This is a genomic window from Blastococcus sp. TF02-8 (assembly GCF_003319175.1).
Classification (GTDB): Bacteria; Actinomycetota; Actinomycetes; order Mycobacteriales; family Geodermatophilaceae; genus Blastococcus.
In genome coordinates, this window is record NZ_QOHK01000006.1 from 159,541 (window position 1) to 179,704 (window position 20,164).

The following is a 20,164-nucleotide window of genomic DNA, read 5'->3' on the forward strand; positions in this document are numbered from 1 at the left end:
AGGGGGTCCTCACACCGTGAAGACCGCCAGCAGCCGGTTGAGCTCCTTGGACAGGCCGTCCAGCTCCTGGGCCGCGCTGCGGGCCCGCTCGACGTCCGTGGCGCTGTCGTCGGCGTCCTGGCTGACGGCGGTGAGCGTGGTGGTCACCGTGCCGGCGCCCTCGGCGGCCGTGGCCACGCTGCGGGTGAGCTCCCGCGTGGTGGCCGTCTGCTCCTCGACGGCGCTGGCGATCGTCGTCTGGTGGTCGTTGATCGAGCGGACCACCTCGGCGATGCGGGAGATCGAGCCGACCGCGGCGGTGGTCTCGGACTGGATGCCCTGGACCCGCTGTGCGATCTCCTCGCTGGCCTTGGCCGCCTCCTGCGCCAGCTCCTTGACCTCGTTGGCGACGACGGCGAAGCCCTTGCCCGCGTCGCCGGCACGCGCGGCCTCGATCGTGGCGTTGAGCGCCAGCAGGTTGGTCTGCTCGGCCACGCCGGAGATGACCTTGACGACGTCGCCGATCTCGGCCGAGCTGGCGCCCAGCGCGGCGATGGTCGTCTCGGTCTGCTCGGCCAGGGTGGCGGCCTGCCGGCCCACCTCGGCGGCCTCGGCGGCGCTGCGGGCGATCTCGGTGATCGAGGCGCCCATCTCCTCGGCGCCGGCCGCGGCGGAGGAGACGCTGGCGCTGATGTCCGCGGCGACGCCGTGGGCACCCTGTGCCTGGTCCCGGCTGCGGGAGGCCCGGGTGGCCAGCCCCTCGGCCACCCCGGAGACGCCTGCCGCGGAGACGGCCACCTCCTGGGCCCACCGGTGGATGTCGCGGACGGTGGAGGCCACCTTCTCGACGAACCGGTTGAACGCCCCGGACAGCTGGCCCACCTCGTCGGCGCGGGAGTCGTCCATGCGCTGGGTGAGGTCGCCCTCGCCGTCGGCGATCTCGGCCATGCGGTCCTTGAGGTCGGCCAGCGGCTTGGTCAGCCGGCGACCGATCAGCTGGGCGATGCCGCCGCCGAGCAGCGCGATGAGGACGGCGGCGACGACGAGTGCCCAGACCATCGAGGAGCGGCCGTCGGCCAGGGCGTCCTTGGGGCCGGTGAAGTCGGCGTCGCGGGCCTCGGTGACGATCACCCAGTCCCACGGCTTGTAGTACGAGACGCGCGCGGTGGTCGGCCCGGCCTCGGGGTCGTCGTAGCGCACGGTCGCCTGCGCGCCGGGCTCCAGCGCCAGGGCCGCCTCGACGATCTCCTTGACGTAGGGCTTCCCGGCGGCGTCGGTGGCCTCCAGCATCGCCTGCCCGTCGCGGACGCCCTTCGGGCTGATCAGGACGGTGCCGGCGATGGTGCCGCTGCCGCCGTAGACCTCGACGTGGCCGGTCTCGCCGACCTCCGTGGCCTCGAGGCTCTCGCGCAGCGCGGGGAGGTTCTGCTGCTTCTGGCCGACGTAGAGCATGCCGACGACGTCGCCGGCCGGCCCGAAGATCGGCGTGTAGGCCGAGACGTACCAGGAGTCGACGACGAGGGCGTTGCCGCGGTAGGTCTGGCCGCTGAGCACGGTGGAGACCACGGCGTTCGGCTTGCCCTCCGGCGTCGTCGCCGGGATGTAGGTCCCGATCGCCCGGTTCCCGCTGGCGGCGACCACGTTGGTGGCGACGCGGAGCATGTCGCCACCGGGTGTCTTCTGGAAGATCGTGGCGGTACCGCCGACCATCGCCTTGATCTGGTCGACGACGGGCGTGGGCGTGTTGACGTCGCCGTTCTTGCCGAGCCAGACGTTGCCGGCCAGCATCCGCGGCATGGTGACGGGGGTGACCTCGCTGGTCAGCTGGTTCTTGGCGTCCCAGGTGACCATGTTCTTCGGGTCGATGCGGAGGCCACCGGACTGGCCCACCACGTACTGCGCGACGTTGAGGTCGGAGTCGACCTTCGCCGAGGTGGAGGCGCCCTGCGTGGCGACGACGTCGTAGACCGCCGTCGGCGGTGCGGGTGATGTCCTCCTCGACGAGGGCGTCCATGTCCGTGCCCGCGTCGTCGGCGAAGCCGCTGCTCTGCCAGGCGCTCACGCCGCCCATCGCCACACCGGTCACCGCGACGCTGGCCACCGCCAGTGCCACGACCTTGGTGCGGATGCCCCAGTTGGTTGGAGCCGCCCACGGGGGCAGGAACGTCGAGCGCATGTCGGCCTTCCGATCGGCGCAGCGGTCCGGTACCGCCGCTCTCCCCTCGGTCTCGGCAGGCCAGGTGCCATGCGGAACCGAATCGGTCCTTCGTGACCCGACCGTCACCGGCGTGTGACGGGTGGTGCGCGAGTGTGGAGTCGCCCCAGCCGAGCGGGCCTGCTGCGGCTCCGTTCCGGGATGTGGGACGCGTCTCGTGGAGCGGGAGGAGGGGCGCCGTACCCTCGGGGGCGTGAGCCTCCCCGAACCTGCGCAGTCGGTGCCCGGCCTGGACCGGTGGCGGGACCTGCCCGCCGCCCAGCAGCCGCAGTGGCCCGACCGCGCGGCGCTGGACGCGGTGCTCGAGACGCTCTCGACGGTCCCGCCCATCGTGGCGCCGTCGGAGGTCGACACGCTGCGCGCGCAGCTGGCCGACGTCGCCCAGGGCAAGGCGTTCCTCCTCCAGGGCGGCGACTGCGCGGAGACCTTCGACCTCAACACCGAGCCGCACCTGCAGGCGACCACGCGGACGCTCCTGCAGATGGCCGTCGTCCTCACCTACGGCGCGAGCGTTCCGGTGGTGAAGGTCGGCCGCGTCGCCGGGCAGTACGCCAAGCCGCGCTCGTCGGACACCGACGCCCTCGGCCTGCCCTCCTACCGCGGCGACATGGTCAACGACCTGGAGCCGGTCCTGGCTGGTCGGATCCCCGACCCGAACCGCCTGGTGCGGGCCTACGCCAACTCCGCCGCGGCGATGAACATGATCCGGGCCTACGCCCGGGGCGGCCTGGCCGACCTGCACGCGGTGCACAACTGGAACCAGGACTTCGTGGCCAGCTCGCCGGCCGGCGTGCGCTACGAGGTCATCGCCCGCGAGATCGACCGCGCGCTGGCGTTCATGAAGGCCTGCGGCATCGACTCCGACGCGCTGCGCGGGGTGGAGCTCTTCAACTCCCACGAGGCGCTGATCCTCGACTACGAGCGCGCGCTGCTGCGCATGCACGAGGGCCGGCCCTACGCCCTCTCCGCGCACTTCGTGTGGGTGGGGGAGCGCACCCGGCAGATGGACGGCGCGCACATCGAGTTCGTCTCGAAGCTGGCCAACCCGGTCGGGGTCAAGATCGGCCCGACGACGACGCCCGAGCAGGCCACCGAGCTCGTCGAGCGCCTCGACCCCGACGGCATCCCGGGCAAGCTCACCCTGATCAGCCGGATGGGGAACGGCAGGATCCGCGACGTCCTGCCGGGGATCGTGGAGAAGGTGACCGCCAGCGGTCACCAGGTCGTGTGGCAGTGCGACCCGATGCACGGCAACACCCACGAGTCCTCCACCGGCTACAAGACCCGCCACTTCGACCGCGTCGTCGACGAGGTGCTCGGCTTCTTCGACGTGCACCGGGCGCTGGGCACCTGGCCGGGCGGCATCCACGTCGAGCTCACCGGCGAGGACGTCACCGAGTGCCTCGGCGGTGCGATGGAGATCAGCGACGAGGACCTCAACAGCCGGTACGAGACCGCCTGCGACCCGCGGCTGAACACGGGGCAGTCCCTCGAGCTGGCCTTCCTCGTCGCGGAGATGCTGCGTGGCTGACGCAGATTCCTTCACCCACCCCACCGTCGTCGACCTCCGGTCCGACACGGTCACCCGGCCGACCGACGGCATGCGCAAGGCCATGGCCGAGGCCGAGGTGGGCGACGACGTCTACGGGGAGGACCCGACCGTCAGCGCGCTCGAGGAGCGCGTGGCGGCGATGTTCGGCCACGAGGCGGCGCTGTTCGTGCCGAGTGGGACGATGGGCAACCAGATCGGCATGCGGCTGGTCTGCGAGCCGGGTCAGGAGGTGCTGTGCGACGCCGACGCGCACGTGGTCACCTACGAGATGGGCGCCGCTGCCGCGATCTTCGGCATCTCCACCCGCACCGTCGTGTCCGATCGCGGGCTGCTGGACGCCGAGGCCTTGATCGCCCAGGTGCGCCCGAAGGGTGACTGGCACCTGACGTCGACCGCGGCGATCGCGGTGGAGAACACGCACAACCGCGGCTTCGGCCGGGTGCAGCCGCTGGGGGAGCTCCGCCGGCTGTGGGAGTGGTCCCGGGGGACCGGGGTCGCCGTGCACCTGGACGGCGCCCGGATCTGGAACGCGCACGTGGCCTCCGGCGTGCCGCTGTCGACCTACGGCTCGCTCGCCGACACCGCGTCGGTCTGCTTCTCCAAGGGCCTGGGGACGCCGGTCGGCTCGGTGCTGGTTGCCTCGGCCGAGCGGATCGCCACGGCCCGGCTCTGGCGCAAGCGGCTCGGCGGCGGCATGCGACAGGTCGGGGTGCTGGCGGCGGCCTGCCAGTACGCGCTGGACGCCCACCTGCCGCGGCTGGGTGAGGACCACGAGCACGCCCGTCTGCTGGCGGAGCTGCTCGGCGTCGACCCGGCCACCGTGGAGACCAACATGGTGGTGCTGGACGACGTCGCCGCCCCGCTGCTCGCCGAGGCGGCCAGGGCCGAGGGCGTGCTGGTGAGCCAGGTGAGCCCGCGCCGCGTCCGGCTGGTCACCCACCTCGACGTGGAGCGGGCCGGCATCCAGCGCGCCGCCGAGGTCCTGAACCGGCTGCTCGACCGCTAGGGCGGCCCGGGAGCCCGGGCTCCCGGACCGCCCCCGCGTCAGTAGCTGCTGAACAGCAGGTCGTTGTTCGCGGTGCGGTTGGTCGGCACCGCGTCCTTGGTCGTCGCCCCCAGCACGGCGGTGGCGACGGCCGCCGGGGTGGACGTCGGGGCGCCCTGCAGGTACAGCGCGGCGACGCCGGCGACGTGCGGGGTGGCCATCGAGGTGCCGCTGATCGTGTTGGTGGCCGTCGTGCCGGTGTACCAGTCGCTGGTGATCCCGACGCCGGGGGCGAAGAGGTCGACGCAGCTGCCGTAGTTGCTGAAGGACGCCGGCTTGTCGGTGCGGTCGGTGGCGCCGACGGTCAGGGCGGCGGTCACGCGGGCCGGGGAGGACTTGCAGGCGTCCTGCGGCGTGCCGGCGGAGTTGCCGTTGCCCGCCGCCACGGCGTAGGTGACCCCGTCGGCGATCGAGCGCTGCACCGCCGAGTCCAGGGCGGTGCTGGCGCCGCCGCCGAGGCTCATGTTGGCGACTGCCGGCTGCCCGGCCTGGTGCTGGGCGGTCACCCAGTCGATCCCGGCGATCACGCCGGAGTTCGAGCCGGACCCGGCGCAGTCGAGGACGCGCACGGCCACGAGGGAGACGCCCTTGGCGACGCCGTGGGTGGCGCCCCCGACCGTCCCGGCGACGTGGGTGCCGTGGCCGTTGCAGTCGTCGGCGCTGCCGCCGTCGACGGCGTCGTAGCCGGAGACGGCCCGGCCCCCGAAGTCGGCGTGGTCCAGCCGGATGCCGGTGTCGATGACGTAGGCGGTCACGCCGGCGCCGGTCGCGGTGTAGCTGTAGCTGCCGTTGAGCGGGAGGGCGCGCTGGTCGAGCCGGTCCAGGCCCCAGGTGGCCGAGCCCTGGGTGGCGGCCAGCTGGACGGGGGCGTCGGGCTCGACGGAGACGACGCCGGGGAGCGAGGCGAGCCGCTCGGCGGCCTGGGGAGGCAGCGCGACCGCGTACCCGGTCAGGGCCGCGGAGTAGACGTGCCGGACGTGGCCCCCCAGTCGGGTGGCGCGTTCCGCGGCCGGGCCGGGGGCGGTGCCCTGCTGCAGGGTGACGATGTAGGTGGCGACGGCCGAGTGGGGGGCCGGTGCCGCGGCAGCGGTGCCGGCGGTGGCGCCCACACCGGTGGCGGCGACGGTGGCCACGGCGACGGCCACCACGGTCTTGCGGATCTGCACGGATTCTCCTCGATCACCGACGGCCGCTCGGAGCAGCGGCTCAGGTGCGGAGAGTGAAACCCATCGTGCGGAGAAGCGGAATGCCGGCGTATCGCAATGCAGGTCGGTGCGGCGGTTCGCGCGATCCCGGGCGTGTCGTCGCGCTCACGCCGCGGCGGAGGCCTCGTCGGCGTGCAGCGCGCAGAGCAGGGCGATGTCGGCGGCGTGCCCGGCGGAGGGGTGGCCGTCGCGCTCGCTCGGCGTCTCGACGACCATGGCGACCCCGGCGGTGGTGCGGTGCCGCAGCAGCTCCGCGAAAGGTCCCGTGCCGTAGGGGCCGGAGCCGATCGTGCCTTCGCCGATGGTGGTGTGCCGGTCGCGCTTGGAGCCGCAGGCGTCCAGCGAGTCGTTCACGTGCACCAGGCCGAGCCGGCCGGGCCCGACCGTGGCCTCCAGCGCATCCAGGGTCGCGCTCATGCCCCCGGGGACGGCGAGGTCGTGGCCGGCCGCCCAGGCGTGGCAGGTGTCGAAGCAGACGCCGAGCAGGGGGTGCTGCTCCAGCGCGGCGAAGTAGGGGCCGAGGTCCTCGACCGTGGCGGCCAGCGCCTTGCCGCCGCCCGCGGTCGGCTCGATCAGTAGCCGGGGTCCCTGCGGATCGGCGGCCTCGAGCACCGGGAGGAGCCGCTCGTGCAGCTGGCGGAGCGCCTCCTCGTAGCGGTCCTCGCCGACGGCGGAGCCGGCGTGGACGACCACCCCCTGGCAGCCGAGCTGGGCGCCGCGGCGCAGGTTGTGCGCGATGGAGGCGATCGACTGCTCGACGGTGGCCTCGGTGGGAGAGCCGACGTTGACCAGGAACGGCGTGTGGATGAACGACGGCACGCCGCGCTCGAGGCAGCCGGCGGTGAACAGCGCGTCCTGCGCCGGGTCGCCGTCGGTCAGCTTCCAGCCACGCGGGTTGCCGACGAAGACCTGGACGGCTCGGGCGGCGACGGCGTCGGTGTAGGCGAGGCCACCCTTGGCCAGGCCGCCCTTGATCTGGATGTGCGCGCCGACGGGAGGTACGGGGAGTGCGGTGTTCGACAAGGGGGGAGAGCGCCTATCCGAAGGTGAGCAGGATGGTGACGGAGGTGCCGCGCTCGACCTGCTCGCCGGCGGCCGGGGTCTGGCGCAGCACGCTGTTGCCGAAGAAGCGGGTGGCCTCGACCTTGAGCCCGGCGGCCTGGAGGATCTGGGTCGCCTCGTCGCCGCTCTTGCCGACCACGTCGGGCACCGCCACGAGCGGGACCCCCGCGGACACCTGGATCCTGATCGCGCTGCCGAAGGGAACCGGCCCGTCCGCGGGGCCGGGGGCGACGGCCATGACCTCGCCCTTGTCGACGGCGTCGCTGCGCCCGTCCTCCACCCGCTCGACGGTGAAGCCCAGTTTCTCCAGGTTGCTCTGCGCCTGCTCGGGCGTCTGGCCGGTGACGTCGGGGACGGCGACCGGGGCGCGCCCCTGGCTGACCACGACCGTGACGACCTGGTCGCGCTTGAGCCCGGTGCCGGCGGCCGGGTCGAACCCGATCACGCTCCCGGGCGGGATCTCGTCGTCGTAGCCCTCACCGCGGGTGACCTGGATCGGCAGGTCCTCCAGCTCCTTCTCCACCTGCTCGACCGGCAGCCCGACGAGGTCGGGGGAGATCGTGTACCGCTCGGGGCCCTTGGAGACGAGGACCGTCACGTCGGTGCCGCGGATGACCTCGCCGCTGGCTGGGTCGGTGGAGATGACCACTCCGGCGGGCACCGTCTCGCTCCACTCGCCGACGGGCTGCTGGGGGTCGAGCCCCGCATCCTGCAGCAGGTCGACCGCCGCCGCCTCCTGCTTGCCGGCGACGGAGGGGACGTCGGTCCAGCGGCCCGAGCCCATCCACCAGCCGACCGCGCCGATGGTGACGGCGAGGAGCAGCACGACGGCGATCAGCAGCCGGGAGCGGCGACGGCGGATGTGCTCCGGGACGCCGGGCCGAGGGCGTGCCGGTGCGGGACGGCGGCCCTGCACGTCGGTCGTCGGGCCGGCGCCCATGCCGGGCAGCATGCTGGTGCGCCCGCCACGGGCACCGGAGCGCCCGCCGAGCACCTCGGTGCCGGGATTGCTCGGGTGCCGGTCGCCGGGACGTGGGCGGGTCGGCCGGTTGGTCGGGCGCAGCGTGCCCGGGCCGGCGCTCTGGCCGGTGGGCACGGGAACCGGGTCGATGCCGAGGTCCCGGCGGACGGAGGCCAGCTCGGCGAGGAACGCCCCGGCGTCCACCGGCCGGCCCCCCGGGTCGCGCCGGGTGGTGCGGGCGACGAGCTCGTCGACCGACCACGGCAGCCCGGGGACCTCCGCGGACGGGGCCGGGACGTCGTGGTGCACGTGCTGGTAGGCCACCGCGAGCGGGGTGTCGCCGCCGAACGGCGGATGCCCGGTCAGCATCTCGTAGAGCACGATGCCGGCGGCGTAGATGTCGGAGCGGGCGTCGGCGCGGCCGCGCTCGAGCTGCTCGGGGGACAGGTAGGCGACGGTGCCGATGAGCACCCCGCCGGTCTGGCTCGTCTGCCCGGTGCCGACGACCGCGCGGGCCAGGCCGAAGTCGGCCACCTTCACCACGCCGTCGATCCCGATCAGCACGTTCTCGGGCTTGATGTCCCGGTGCACGATGCCGGCCCGGTGCGCGGCGGTCAGGCCGCTCAGCACGGGCTCGAGCACCGCGAAGGCCTCGGCGACGGTGAGCCGGCCCCGGGCGCTCAGCAGGTCGCGCAGGGTGCGCCCGCGGACCAGCTCCATGACGAGGAACACCAGGCCCTGGTCGCTGCCCTGGTCGCTGACCCCGACGACGTTGGGGTGGCTGAGCATGGCGGCCGCCCGCGCCTCGCGGGTGAACCGGTCGACGAAGGCCGGGTCGTGGGCCAGGTGCTCGGCCATCACCTTGACGGCGACGGTCTTGTGCAGCCGGAGGTCCGTGGCGGCGTAGACGGTGGACATGCCGCCGCGGGCGAGCCGCTCCTCGAGGCGGTAGCGCCCCTCGAGAACGAGCCCGACCACGGGGTCGCTCACGGCAGTGTCCACACCGACCGAGTGTAGGAGGGGCGGTGCCCGGCGGCCCCCTCCGACGCGGCGCGGGGGACCGCCGTGACCTGTGGTGCGGATGAACCCTCGGCGGCGCCCACCGCTCAGCCCAGGTCGAGGCCCGGGTAGAGCGGGGAGGCGGCCAGCAGCTCCGCCGCCGCCGAGCGGGTCCGGTCCGCCACGCCGTCGGCGATCGTGTACTTCGCCTGCGACGGCGCGCCCGCGGAGGTGGTCGTCGGGGTGGTGGCGCCGAGGACGTCGGCGATCAGCCCGGCCACCCGGTCGAACTCGTCGGCACCGAAGCCGCGGGTCGTCAGCGCCGGGGTGCCGATCCGGACGCCGGAGGTGTACCAGGCGCCGTTCGGGTCGGCCGGCACGGCGTTGCGGTTGGTCACGATGCCGGCGTCGAGCAGGGCGGACTCCGCCTGGCGGCCGGTGAGGCCGAAGCCGCTGACGTCCATGAGCACCAGGTGGTTGTCGGTGCCGCCGGTGACCAGGTCCACGCCCCGCCGGGCCAGCCCCTCGGCGAGGGAGGTGGCGTTGTCGGCCACGGCCTGCGCGTAGTCGGCGAACGCCGGCTGCCGGGCCTCGGCGAAGGCCACGGCCTTGGCCGCCATGACCTGGGGGAGCGGGCCGCCCAGCACCATCGGGCAGCCGCGGTCGACGGCGTCGGCGAACTCGGGCTGGGCCAGCACGAAGCCACCGCGCGGCCCGCGCAGCGACTTGTGGCTGGTGCTGGTGACGACGTGGGCGTGCGGCACCGGGTCGAAGTCGCCGGTGAACACCTTGCCCGCGACCAGGCCCGCGAAGTGCGCCATGTCCACGACCAGCGTGGCGCCCACCTCGTCGGCGATCTCCCGCATCGTCGCGAAGTCCACCCGGCGCGGGTAGGCCGAGTAGCCGGCCATGAGGATCAGCGGCCTGAACTCCCGGGCCCGGGCCCGGACGGCGTCGTAGTCGAGCAGGCCGGTCGCGGGGTCGGTGCCGTAGGAGGACTGCTCGAACATCTTCCCGCTGATGTTCGGGCGGAAGCCGTGGGTGAGGTGACCGCCGGCGTCCAGCGACATGCCGAGCATCCGCTGGTCGCCCAGCGCGCGGCGCAGGGTCGCCCAGTCGGCGTCGGTCAGGTCGTTGACGTGCCGCACGCCGGCCTTCTCCAGCGCCGGCAGCTCGACACGCTGCGCCAGCACGGCCCAGAAGGCGACGAGGTTGGCGTCGATGCCCGAGTGCGGCTGGACGTAGGCGTAGGGCGCACCGAACAGCTCGCGGGCGTGCTCGGCGGCCAGCGCCTCGACGGTGTCGACGTTCTGGCAGCCGGCGTAGAAGCGGTGCCCGACCGTGCCCTCGGCGTACTTGTCGCTGAACCAGTTGCCCATCGTGAGCAGCACCGCGGGGCTGGCGTAGTTCTCGCTGGCGATGAGCTTCAGCGATGCCCGCTGGTCGGCCAGCTCCGCGCTGATGGCGTCGGCCACCCGCGGCTCGACGGCCCCGATCACCTGCAGGGCGTTGCGGTAGGCGGCCGAGGCGGCAGTGGCGTCGAAGGGCCGGGCGTCGAAGGGCCGGGCGTCGAAGGGTCTGGTCATGAGGGCTCCTGCGCGAGACGAACGGTAGGTGCCCAGGCGCACGGCGACGGTGGTGCGGGCCGCTCCCCGGTGGTGGCCCACCTCGACGCGCCAGTCACGGCCTGGGGTGAGGCTATCGCGGCGTGGTGACCGAGTCGCGGGGCACCGACCGGACGTCGTCCAGGCCGCACAGCGCCATGGTGTGCGCGAGTTCCTCGCCGAGCGCGGTCAGCACCCGTGCCACCCCCTCGGCGCCGGCGTCCGCGAGTCCCCAGATGGTGGGCCGGCCCAGGAAGACCGCGGTCGCGCCCAGCGCCAGGGCGGTCAGCGCGTCCGACCCGGTGCGGATGCCGCCGTCGGCGTAGACCTCGACGTCCCGCCCCACGGCGTCGACCACCTCCGGCAGGGCGTGGGCGCTGGCCACGGCCGGGTCGACCTGACGCCCGCCGTGCGTCGACACCCAGACGGCCGCCGCGCCGGCGTCCACGCACCGCACGGCGTCGTCGCCGCGGAGCACCCCCTTGACGACCACCGGGAGACCGGAGAGGGCGCCGAAGCGGGGGATGTCGTCGAAGGTCCAGGTGGCGGTCGCCAGGTCGTCGAGCGTGGGACGGTCGTCGCCGGGGTGGTTGGCCATGCGCAGTCCGGCCGGCAGGGCGAAGTCGTGGCGCAGGTCGCGGTGCCGGCGTGCCAGCAGGGGGAGGTCGACGGTGAGGACGAGGGCCCGGTAGCCGGCCTGGCCGGCGCGCCGGGCCAGGTCGTCGGTGTGCGCCGCGGAGTGCAGCCGGTAGAGCTGGAACCACGCCGGTGACCCGTCGGTGGCGGCGGCGACCTCCTCCAGGGACCGCGTCGCGCTGGTCGAGGCGGTCATCAGTGCCCCGGCGGCCGCCGCGCCACGGGCGGTCGCCAGCTCGCCGTCGGGGTGGGCCATGCCCTGGTAGGCCCAGGGCGCCACGCCGATCGGGGTGGCGACCGGGCTGCCGAGGAGCTCGGTGCCCAGCCGCACCGTCGAGACCCCGCGCAGGACGCGGGGGCGCAGCCGCCACGACCGCCAGGCGTCCGGTGCCTCCCGCAGCGTCGTCTCGGTCTCGGCGCCGCCGGCGTAGTAGTCGTAGACGTCGGCGGGCAGCCGGTCGCGGGCGCGGGCCTCGAGGCGGTCGAGGTCGAGGAACGGCGGCTCCCTGCCCGGCTCCTCGGGGGACGCGGTCGCCGACGTGGTCTCCCCGGGGGCGCGCCGTCGCTGGCCGGGCAACCGGCTGTCGGTTCCTCGATCGCTCGCCATAGGCTGGCACCCTATGGACACGCTCACCCCTGCGGAGGTCGCCCAGCTCCTGGGTACCTCGCCGAACCGGGTCCGCCAGCTCCTGCGCGACCGCAAGCTCATGGCCGTCCCGGGCAGCGGCAACGGCAAGATCCCGGCCGACTTCGTCCAGGACGGCGTGGTCCTCAAGCACCTCCCCGGTCTGCTCACCGTCCTGCACGACGGCGGGTTCAGCGACGAGGAGGCCTTCGACTGGCTGTTCCGGGAGGACGACTCGCTCCCCGGCACCCCGGTGCAGGCGTTGCGCGACAACCGGCACACCGAGGTCACCCGCCGCGCGCAGGCCCTGGCCCTCTAGGCCCGGGGCGGCGCGATGGAGCGGTTCACCTACCTCGGGCTGCTCGTCGGCTGCCTGGTGGTGACCGCGCCGCTGGAACTGCTCCTGCGGGTGCGCGTGTACGCCCGGTGGCGGCGGCTGCTGCTGGCGGTCCTGCCGGAGTTCGTCGTCTTCGTCGCCTGGGTGCTGTACGCGATCGCGCAGGGGCACTGGGACTACTCGGCCACCCGGACCCTCGGCCTCCGGCTGCCCGGCGGCATCCCGGTCGAGGAGGTGCTGTTCTTCCTCGTCGTCCCGCTGTGCTCGGTGCTCGCCCTGGAGGCGGTGCGCCGGGTGACCGGGTGGGACGCGGGATACCCGGCGGACGAGCCGTGAGCTACTCGACCCTGGCCGTGGTGGCCGTCGTCGCCGTCCTGGGAGTGGACCTGGCCGTCTACCGGACGCGGATGGTGACCCGGAAGGCCTTCTGGACGGCGTACGCGATCGTGGTGACCTTCCAGCTGCTGATGAACGGCGTGCTCACCGGCCTGGACGTCGTCGTCTACGACGAGCGGACCATCTGGGGGCCGCGGATCGCCTACGCGCCGGTGGAGGACCTGCTCTTCGGGTTCGCGATGGTCACCCTGACCCTGGCCAGCTGGGCGGCGGTCAACCGGCGGGCGAACACCGCCAGGCGGCGCGGCTTGGACACCGACACCCGCCGGTCGAGCACCCGGTAGTCGGCCTTCTCGATCTCGGTGAGGATGCCGCCGTACAGGTCGGTGGCCGCCCGGACGCAGTCCCGCGACTCCGGGGCGAGCATCGGGGTGCCGGGGGCGGCGTCGTCGTAACGGCGGCGGACGATCGCGACCATCTCCCGCATCAGCGCCGCGAACCGGGCGTCGTGCCGCTTCTCCGCCAGCTGCTCGCGGGGAACCCCGTGCGCGGCCATGAGGTCGGCCGGCAGGTACACCCGGCCGCGGTCGACGTCCTCGCCGACGTCGCGGAGGAAGTTGGTCAGCTGGAACGCCTCGCCCAGGGCGATCGCGTGCGGTGCGGCCTCCTCGCGGGCGACCCCGGGCGCGGTGCCCAGCACCGGCAGCACCTGCAGCCCGATGACCGAGGCCGAGCCCCACATGTACCGGTCGAGGGCGTCCATCGTGGGATAGCCGTCGACCGTCAGGTCGCTGGTCATGGCGGCCAGGAAGTCGACGAGGTGCTCCAGCGGGATGTCGTACCGCCGGTAGGTGTGCACCAGCGCCAGCCGCACCGGGTCCTCGGACCAGCCTTCCTCGAGCTCGGCCAGCAGCGCGCGCGACCAGGTGGCGAGATCGCCGGCCGGGTCCGCGCCGGGGTGGTCGACGAGGTCGTCGGCGACCCGGGCGGCGGCGTAGAGGGCGTGCACCGCGGGCCGGCGGTCGGCGGTGAGCAGCCGGGTGGCGAGGTGGTAGCTCTTCCCGTGCTCGGCCGCGATCGCCGCGCAGTGGCGGTAGGCGGCGGTGAGCCGGGCCTGCCGGTCCTCGACGGCGGTCATCCGGTGATCCTCTCGGCGGCGAGCCGGCCGCTGATCAGCACCATGGGCACGCCGACGCCGGGCTGCACCGAGGAGCCGGCCAGGACGACGTTCTCCGGGCCGCCGCGGGGCAGGGTCGACGGCCGGAAGGGGCCGGTCTGGCCGAACGTGTGCGCCAGGGCGAACGGGGTGCCGGCGGCCATGCCCTGGGCGGCCCAGGTGCGGGGCGTGTCCATGTGCTCGACCTGGATGCTGCCGCTGACACCGGTGAAGCCCCTCGCCTCCAGGGTGGCCAGCAGCTCCTCCCGGTAGCGGGGCGCCAGCTCGTCCCAGTCGAGGTCGGGGTTCCCGCCGCTGCGCCGATCGAGGTTCGGGGTGGGCGCGACGACGCTGACCACCTGCCCGCCCTCGGGAGCCAGCGACCGGTCGGTGACCGACGGCATGCTGATCAGCAGGCTCGGGTCGCTCATGGGACGGCCGTCCCTCGTCAGCTCGTCGAACACCCCGCGCCAGGAGTGACCGAAGCTGATGGTGTGGTGCGCCTGCCCGGGCAGCTCGTTCCGCACGCCGACGTGCAGGGCCACGCAGGAGGGGGAGTAGACGGGCCGGCGCGGGCCTCGCAGCCCAGGCACCAGCCGGTGCGGTGCGTCGGTGGTGACGACGACGGCGTCCGCGGGCAGTCGCTCGCCGCCGTCCAGCGCGACCTCGGTGACCCGGTCACCGGAGCTGTGGAGCCCGGCGACGCCCGTGTCGTAGCGGAACTCCACCCCGGCGTCGGCCGCCGCGGCGGCCAGCGCCTGCGGCACGGCCCCGATACCGCCGACCGGGTGCCAGACGCCGGCGCCGATGTCGAGCTGGGCGATCACGGCGTAGGCGGCGAGGGCGCGGAAGGGGGAGACGCCCGCATACAGCGCCTGGAAGCTGAACAGCCGGCGCAGCCGGTCGTCGGCGAACGCGCGGTCGACGTGCGAGGACAGCCGGCGGAACCCGCCGCGGCGGGCCAGCTGCACGAGCGGGGCGCCCAGCAGGTCCAGCGGGGAGTCCAGGTTGCGGTCGATGAAGGTGTCCAGCTGCAGCCGGTACAGGTCGGCGAGGTCGGCCAGGTAGGCGCGCAGGGCAGCCGCCTCCACGGGCCCGCACAGCGCGGCGACCTCGTCGGCGAAGGCCGAGGGGTCGGCGTGCACGTCCAGGTGCGTGCCGTCGGCGAACTGGGCCCGGTAGGAGGTCTCCAGCGGGCGCAGCTCCAGCCGGTCCTCCAGCTTCTCGCCGACCGCGGCGAGGGTGTCGGCCACGATCTCCGGGGCGGTGAACACCGACGGGCCGGTGTCCAGCGCGAAGCCGTCCCGCTCGATCCGCCCGGCACGGCCTCCCGGGCCGGCGGCGCGCTCGACGACGGTGACCTCGCGGCCGGCACCGCGCAGCCGCAGCGCGGTGGCCAGACCGGCCAGCCCCGCGCCGACGACGACGACGCGGTCGGTGCGACCGGGAACGGTGCGGACCATCAGGCGGCGCGCGTGGTGGCGGCGACGGCGAGGGCGTCGAGGGCGGCTTTGGCGTCGTCGGCGATCGGCGCCTCGGCGATGGCCGCGCGCGCCTCCGCGGTGCGGCGGGTGATCCGCTCCTCGACCCGGTCCCGCGCGCCGGTGTCGACCAGCAGCGCGCGGAGGGCGTCGAACTCCTCCGCGCCGGCGTCGGGGTTGCCGAGCAGGGTGCCGAGCAGCCGACGGCCGGCGTCGTCCGTGGCCTCCTCCGCGAGGGCGATGAGCAGGGTCTGCTTGCCCTCCCGCAGGTCCTCGTCGGCGGACTTGCCGGTCACCGAGGGGTTGCCGAAGACGCCGAGGACGTCGTCGCGCAGCTGGAACGCCTCGCCCAGGGGCAGGCCGATGGCGCTGCACGCCTCGACGACCGCCGGGCCGCCGCCGGCGATGGCGACCCCGAGCTGGAGCGGGCGCTGCACGGTGTAGCCGGCGCTCTTGTAGCGGGCCACGGTCAGCGCGCCGTCCGGGCCGGGGAACCCACCGGCGGCACGCAGCAGGTCCAGGTACTGGCCGGCGGTGACCTCGGTGCGCATGGTGTCCCACACCGGGCGGGCCCGGCCGAGCGCGGCCTCGGAGATGCCCGAGCAGCGCAGCAGCTCGTCGGACCAGACGAGGGCGAGGTCGCCGACGAGGATCGCCGCGCCGGTGCCGAACAGCTCGCGGTCACCGTCGAGCCCCTCGGCGGCGTGCTTGTCGGCGAAGCCCACGTGGGTGGTGCGCCGACCGCGCCGGGTTCCCGCCGCGTCCATCACGTCGTCGTGGACCAGCGCGCTGGCGTGCACGAACTCCAGTGCCGCGACCGCGCGCAGCACCGCGTCGTCGTCCTCGCCGCTGCCCTGGCCCTGGGTGCGGGCGCCGCGCCAGCCCCAGTAGGCGAAGGAGGGACGGAGCTTCTTGCCGCCCTCGGCGAGCGCGCACACCTCGTCGGCCACGGGGGCCAGCCGCGGGTCCATCCCGGAGAGGGTGGCGCGCTGCTGGTCGAGGAAGCCGGTGAGCGCCTCGGCGACCGCGGCGCGGACCCGATCGAGATCGGCAGCGGCCAGGGAGGGGGCGGGGCGGGAGGACTTGCGCTGCTGCGCCCCGGCGATCATGCGGTCAGTATCGCCCAACCCGGTGGTGAACGACCCCACCTGCGGGGAGAGCGCTGTGCTCCGGTCCATCGCCGTCCTCCTGTGCCTGCTCGAGGTGCTCCGTCCAGGTCCCTTCCGCCGGAGCGGGCCGTCCGGATGCACCGGTGCCGGAGGGGGCGCCCAGCCGCCGCCCGTACCCTTCGATGCCGTGACCCCGACCGTGCGCGAGCTGCTGGCCACCGAGCGGCCGACGTGGTCCTTCGAGTTCTTCCCGGCCAAGACGCCGGAGGGCGAGGTCCAGCTGTGGCAGGCGCTGCGCGAGCTGGAGCGGCTGCAGCCGTCGTTCGTCTCGGTCACCTACGGGGCCGGCGGATCCACCCGCGAGGGGACGCTGGCGGTCACGGAGCGGATCGCCACCGAGACGACGATGACGCCGTTGGCGCACCTGACAGCGGTCGATCACAGCGTCGCCGAGCTGCGGCACATCGTGAGCCGGCTGGCGGCGGCCGGCGTGCGCAACGTGCTGGCCCTGCGCGGCGACCCACCCGGCGCCGATCCGCAGGCCGAGTGGATCGCCCATCCCGAGGGCTTGCAGTACGCCGCGGAGCTGGTGGAGCTCATCCGGTCCATCGGCGACTTCTCCGTCGGCGTGGCGGCCTTCCCCGAGCAGCACCCGCGCTCGCCGGACCCGGACTCCGACGTCGAGCAGTTCGTGGCGAAGTGCCGGGCCGGGGCGGACTTCGCGATCACCCAGATGTTCTTCCGGGCCGAGGACTACCTGCGGTTGCGCGACCGGGTCGCCGCGCGCGGGTGCGAGGTGCCGATCCTGGCCGGCGTGATGCCGGTGACCAACGTCCGGCAGATCACCCGCATCGTGGAGCTGTCCGGTCAGGCGTTCCCCGCCGATCTGGTGGAGCGGTTCGCGGCCCTGGACGGCGACCGCTCGGAGGACAAGGCGGCGGTGCGCGACCTCGGCGTCGAGGTGGCCACGGACCTGTGCCGGACGCTGCTGGACGAGGGCGTGCCGGGGATCCACTTCATCACCATGAACCGCTCGACGGCGACCCGTGAGGTGTTCACCAACCTCGTCGGTGGGGGGCCCTCGGTCACGCCGTGACGGTGTCGCCGAGCAGGTCGGCGGTGCGTGCCGCGGCGCGGCGCAGGCCCTCGCGCTCGGCCAGGTAGCCGCCTGCGACGCCGACGACCGGCAGGTTCGACAGCGCGCGAGCAGCCAGGCGGCCCTTGGGACGCACGTCGAGGGCGTCGTCGATGCGGTTGAGCAGCCGGGCGGCGCGCCACAGCGTGCGGGCGGCGCCGGACACGCCGCTGCGCTCCTCGCGCGGGCCGAGGGTTCCCTCGAGGTAGGCGCCCTTGGTGCGGGTGAGCAGTGGTGCCACGCGATCGGCCGGCAGGTCGCGGTCGAGCAGCACCCGGGCCAGCAGGGAGACCCGCTCCGCGGGCGCCTCCACCCCGTGCTCACCGGCGACGCCGAGGACGACGAGGGATTGGACCGCCGTGCCCACGGTGTTCTGCAGCGGCAGGAGGTCGGCCAGCTTGCCGGCGAAGCGGGGCGCGGCGGAGACGCCGGCGGCGATTCGCGAGACCTCGTCGGCCCACCAGCGGTCGCGCTCCTCCCGCGGCAGGGCCGGCGGGCGGCCGAGGCGGGTCGCCAGCGGGGTGAGCAGCCGGTCGACCCGGCGGAGGACGTCGACGACCACGGCATCGGAGAGCGGAGCAGCCATGCCGCCTCCTTGCCCCGATCGCGACGATCCGACGCACGGTCGACCCGGCCGGGTCAGTAGGGCGGAGGTGCCGAGGTGGCGACGAGCCCGCTCGGCGTGGTGACGGTCAGCGTGCCGTCGGCCGAGAGGTCGTGCCGCCAGCCCAGCGCCTGGTGCTTGCCCCGGTGGTGGCCGGTGCAGTAGCCGGCGAGGTTGGCGGCGCTCGTCGGTCCGTCCGGGTAGGGGCGGTGGTGGTCCAGCTCGCCGCCGCGGGGCACGCGGCGGCGGCATCCGGGGAACCGGCAGCGGCGGTCACGGGCGCGGACCCAGCGGTCCAGCTCCCGGCCGGGGCGGTACCCGGCGGAGGGACCGGGTGGCCCGAGGGTGGGGCGCTCGGACAGGTCGTGGGAGCACGAGGAAGGGTGGCGCCGGCAGGCCCGACGGCCGCAGGTGCCCGCGCGGCGGAGACCGGGGAGATCGGTCAGGGCGAGCAACGAACCGGAGAGGGCATCGGTGAGGGCGATCCGCGGCCGCTCCACGAGTCCGCCACCGGCCGTGGCCGAGAGCAGGTCGGCCAGCCACTCGCGTTGCTCGTCGCTCGCTTCCCGGAGTGCGGAGAGCGCGTCCTCGGCCTCGGAGACCCGTCCGGGTGGACCCCCTCTCCAGGCGGCCTCGTCGGCGGCGTCGGCCCGGATCGCCGCCCGCACGAGACGGCGGGCGCGCGTCAGCTCTCCTCCGGCCCGGAAGAGGGCGAGCCCCGCGGCCTCCACCGCGTCGTCGGCGTCCGACCACCACCGATCGGGCACCCGTGCGTCAGGCGGAGCGACTGGGTCCGTGCGGCCGGTCGTGCCCACCGGGGCGTCACCGCCGAGGGCCTGGGGGTGTTCGAGGTCGTCGAGGCCGGCGAGGTCCTCCACGAGGTCGCCCCAGCCGTCCGGGTCGGGGTCGACCAGTTCGCCGCTGAGCAGCCGGCGCTCGGTCTCGGCCCACCAGGCCTCCAGCTCGGCCTGCTCAGCCGCCTGCCAGCAGAGCTGCCCGGGTGGCTCCGGATCCGTCCGTGCGTCGGCCGCCTGCCGAGGTGCTGCGGTCGAGGCGTCGGGCGCCGGGTGCTCGGGCGCCGGGTGTTCGGGTGCCGGGCGTTCGGGTGCCGGGTGCATGCCGGCGAGCGAGGCCAGCAGGTGGCGGACCATCTCCGCGGGCACGAGCTGCCCGTCGACCTCTCCGGGCTCGTCGCCACCGGCGAGCGTGGCGAGCGAGGCGACGACCGTGAGCAGCACCTGCACCGGCGGCACGTCGGTCTCGCCCGGCCGGAGCACCAGGTCGAGCAGGCAGTCGACCATCTTCTGCCCACGCGTCCGGGTGTCGGTCTCGTCCTCGGCGAGGGCCTCCGCACAGCCGCTCAGCGCCCGGTACAGCGCCTGGGCCTCGGGCATGGTCGCGACCACGGTCACCGAGGCCATGCCGTCGACCACGTCGGGGCGGAGGTGGACGCCGCGCCGCGCCATGGCCCGCGTGAGGTCGCGGGCCGCGGAACGGACATCGCGCCGGGCGACCTCCCGCCGGACCTTGGCGTTGAGCTGCGCCGGCGTCACCACCCGCCCGGCGGCCCAGCGGAGGATCTCCGCCTCGACCTCGGCCCGGACCCGGTCGTCGGTGATGGGCGCGACGCGCTCGAGCATCGACCACAGGTGCCCCGGATGCAGGGCCCCGGCCTCCAGTGCCGCCAACGTTCCGGGGAGCCGCTGGACGAGCGTGATCGACCTGGTCAGCAGCGCCTCGGCGGCTTGGGTGGAGATCGACAGCGCAACGGTGAGCTCGTGCGCCGCCCACTCGCTGACCCCGCGCAGGACCTCGGGACGAGCTGCCCATCGCTCGGCGCTCATCGCGCCGGGCTCGCCCTGCGCACGGTCTGCGGAGGCCGGGCGGTCCGTGGCGAAGGCGGCGACGGCGCGAGCTCGACGCGCGGTCTGCCGGGCGATCTCGCGGTCGGCGGCCTGCACGGCACCGAGGGGGCCCGAGGCCAGTCCGACCGGAGGAGCGAGTTCCGGCCACGCGGTGGACGCCTCGGCCGAACGCCGGCGACGGCCGGCCGCCACCGCCCGGGAGCGGGCAGCGACGTACCACCCGTCCACCACACCGGCCTGCTGCATACATCGAACATA

At 74.5% G+C, this 20,164-nt stretch carries 16 protein-coding genes, 2 pseudogenes and 1 riboswitch; of the genes and pseudogenes, 6 read left to right on the forward strand and 12 right to left on the reverse strand.

Going from position 1 to position 20,164, the window contains the following annotated elements:
* Positions 1-9: 9 nt before the first annotated feature.
* Together DQ237_RS20240 and DQ237_RS20245 are read right to left on the reverse strand one after the other, a co-directional pair.
* Complete coding sequence (locus tag DQ237_RS20240; protein ID WP_369832219.1) at positions 10-1,038, reverse strand: methyl-accepting chemotaxis protein; 1,029 nt, start codon at positions 1,036-1,038, stop codon at positions 10-12.
* 78 nt (positions 1,039-1,116) lie between these two features.
* A pseudogene (locus DQ237_RS20245) lies at positions 1,117-1,890 on the reverse strand (Cache 3/Cache 2 fusion domain-containing protein); the annotation flags it as partial.
* Between the two features lie 497 nt (positions 1,891-2,387).
* Between DQ237_RS20245 and DQ237_RS13705 the strand changes: the two are divergent.
* Together DQ237_RS13705 and DQ237_RS13710 are read left to right on the forward strand one after the other, a co-directional pair.
* Complete coding sequence (locus DQ237_RS13705) at positions 2,388-3,725, forward strand: class II 3-deoxy-7-phosphoheptulonate synthase (RefSeq protein WP_113800691.1); 1,338 nt, start codon at positions 2,388-2,390, stop codon at positions 3,723-3,725.
* A complete protein-coding gene (locus tag DQ237_RS13710; protein ID WP_113800692.1) occupies positions 3,718-4,752 on the forward strand; it encodes a low specificity L-threonine aldolase in 1,035 nt (344 codons plus the stop codon). Before DQ237_RS13705 ends, DQ237_RS13710 begins: the two co-directional genes overlap by 8 nt.
* 38 nt (positions 4,753-4,790) lie before the next feature.
* Here DQ237_RS13710 and DQ237_RS13715 read toward each other — a convergent pair whose 3' ends face one another.
* The 5 genes from DQ237_RS13715 to DQ237_RS13735 all read right to left on the reverse strand — a co-directional run bounded on the left by DQ237_RS13715 (position 4,791) and on the right by DQ237_RS13735 (position 11,865).
* Complete coding sequence (locus DQ237_RS13715) at positions 4,791-5,957, reverse strand: S8 family peptidase (protein ID WP_205730215.1); 1,167 nt, start codon at positions 5,955-5,957, stop codon at positions 4,791-4,793.
* Positions 5,958-6,101: 144 nt separating this feature from the next.
* On the reverse strand, positions 6,102-7,019 hold the full coding sequence (locus DQ237_RS13720; RefSeq protein ID WP_113800693.1) for a deoxyribonuclease IV: 918 nt from the start codon (positions 7,017-7,019) through the stop codon (positions 6,102-6,104).
* A 13-nt stretch (positions 7,020-7,032) separates the two neighbouring features.
* Positions 7,033-9,021: a Stk1 family PASTA domain-containing Ser/Thr kinase gene (pknB, locus tag DQ237_RS13725; RefSeq protein WP_113800694.1), complete on the reverse strand. Its 1,989-nt coding sequence runs from the start codon at positions 9,019-9,021 to the stop codon at positions 7,033-7,035.
* A 104-nt stretch (positions 9,022-9,125) separates the two neighbouring features.
* Positions 9,126-10,604 carry a glycine hydroxymethyltransferase gene (locus tag DQ237_RS13730; RefSeq protein ID WP_113800695.1) on the reverse strand — a complete coding sequence of 493 codons (1,479 nt, stop codon included), beginning with the start codon at positions 10,602-10,604 and terminating at the stop codon, positions 9,126-9,128.
* A gap of 23 nt (positions 10,605-10,627) precedes the next feature.
* A riboswitch (ZMP/ZTP riboswitch) is annotated at positions 10,628-10,712 on the reverse strand.
* Positions 10,713-10,716: 4 nt separating this feature from the next.
* Positions 10,717-11,865, reverse strand: a complete 1,149-nt coding sequence (locus DQ237_RS13735) for an alpha-hydroxy acid oxidase (protein WP_113800696.1) — start codon at positions 11,863-11,865, stop codon at positions 10,717-10,719.
* Positions 11,866-11,878: 13 nt separating this feature from the next.
* On the opposite strand from DQ237_RS13735, the gene DQ237_RS13740 reads away from it, so the two are divergent.
* The 3 genes and pseudogenes from DQ237_RS13740 to DQ237_RS20250 form a co-directional block, all read left to right on the forward strand.
* Entirely contained in the window at positions 11,879-12,202 is a 324-nt protein-coding gene (locus tag DQ237_RS13740; RefSeq protein WP_113800697.1) for an Rv2175c family DNA-binding protein, read from the forward strand.
* 15 nt (positions 12,203-12,217) lie between these two features.
* Positions 12,218-12,556: a lycopene cyclase domain-containing protein gene (locus DQ237_RS13745; protein WP_113800698.1), complete on the forward strand. Its 339-nt coding sequence runs from the start codon at positions 12,218-12,220 to the stop codon at positions 12,554-12,556.
* Positions 12,557-12,600: 44 nt separating this feature from the next.
* Positions 12,601-12,762 (forward strand): annotated as a pseudogene (locus DQ237_RS20250) (lycopene cyclase domain-containing protein); the annotation flags it as partial.
* On the opposite strand, the gene DQ237_RS13755 reads toward DQ237_RS20250, so the two are convergent.
* Genes DQ237_RS13755 through DQ237_RS13765 form a run of 3 tightly spaced genes read right to left on the reverse strand, consistent with a single transcriptional unit; the run spans position 12,759 to position 16,371 of the window.
* Positions 12,759-13,694 carry a phytoene/squalene synthase family protein gene (locus DQ237_RS13755; protein WP_205730216.1) on the reverse strand — a complete coding sequence of 312 codons (936 nt, stop codon included), beginning with the start codon at positions 13,692-13,694 and terminating at the stop codon, positions 12,759-12,761. The pseudogene DQ237_RS20250 and the gene DQ237_RS13755 overlap by 4 nt on opposite strands.
* A complete protein-coding gene (crtI, locus tag DQ237_RS13760; protein WP_113800700.1) occupies positions 13,691-15,175 on the reverse strand; it encodes a phytoene desaturase family protein in 1,485 nt (494 codons plus the stop codon). Before crtI ends, DQ237_RS13755 begins: the two co-directional genes overlap by 4 nt.
* Positions 15,175-16,371 carry a polyprenyl synthetase family protein gene (locus DQ237_RS13765; RefSeq protein ID WP_240619623.1) on the reverse strand — a complete coding sequence of 399 codons (1,197 nt, stop codon included), beginning with the start codon at positions 16,369-16,371 and terminating at the stop codon, positions 15,175-15,177. The genes crtI and DQ237_RS13765 overlap by 1 nt, the downstream gene beginning before the upstream one ends.
* Positions 16,372-16,489: 118 nt before the next feature.
* On the opposite strand from DQ237_RS13765, the gene metF reads away from it, so the two are divergent.
* Positions 16,490-17,398, forward strand: coding sequence for a methylenetetrahydrofolate reductase [NAD(P)H] (gene metF, locus DQ237_RS13770; protein ID WP_113800807.1), 909 nt, complete (start codon positions 16,490-16,492; stop codon positions 17,396-17,398).
* On the opposite strand, the gene DQ237_RS13775 is transcribed toward metF, so the two are convergent.
* Together DQ237_RS13775 and DQ237_RS13780 are read right to left on the reverse strand one after the other, a co-directional pair.
* Entirely contained in the window at positions 17,388-18,023 is a 636-nt protein-coding gene (locus DQ237_RS13775; protein WP_113800701.1) for a hypothetical protein, read from the reverse strand. The two genes, metF and DQ237_RS13775, sit on opposite strands and share 11 nt — an antisense overlap.
* A gap of 53 nt (positions 18,024-18,076) precedes the next feature.
* Complete coding sequence (locus tag DQ237_RS13780) at positions 18,077-20,152, reverse strand: HNH endonuclease (protein ID WP_113800702.1); 2,076 nt, start codon at positions 20,150-20,152, stop codon at positions 18,077-18,079.
* Between the last annotated feature and the right edge of the window lie 12 nt (positions 20,153-20,164).